This is a genomic window from Xenorhabdus sp. KK7.4 (assembly GCF_963876465.1).
GTDB classification, from domain to species: Bacteria; Pseudomonadota; Gammaproteobacteria; order Enterobacterales; family Enterobacteriaceae; genus Xenorhabdus; species Xenorhabdus stockiae.
This window is the reverse complement of the sequence record NZ_CAWNQF010000058.1, coordinates 1-245: the sequence shown is the minus strand read 5'-3', so window position 1 is coordinate 245 and position 245 is coordinate 1. Positions and strand designations below refer to the sequence as shown.

Sequence of the window (245 nt, the reverse complement as noted above, 5' to 3'; positions counted from 1 at the left end):
CAGCTTCTGTTCAAGCTGCTTTTGCTCCTGTTCAAGCCGTTTCTGCTCCTGTTCAAATCGCTTCTGCTCGTTTTCTTTCATCCAGTCATCAAACATGGCCTGTGCTTCTGCATCAAACAGCTGGATAGATTCATCTGGTATCAACGGTTCAGGGTGTACACGCTCAAATTTTGCCTGCTTCGGCTCAGGTACTGCTTGTGTCTGCTGACTGGCGGCTTGCTCCTCTCCGGGGCGTACATTCTCAG

1 protein-coding gene is annotated in these 245 nt (G+C 50.2%); it reads right to left on the bottom strand.

Translation table 11 applies throughout. The annotated features are described in order from the left end of the window. Window positions 1-245 (bottom strand): hypothetical protein (locus tag AACS90_RS06185; RefSeq protein ID WP_193757325.1); only part of this gene is annotated, 245 nt, incomplete at both ends.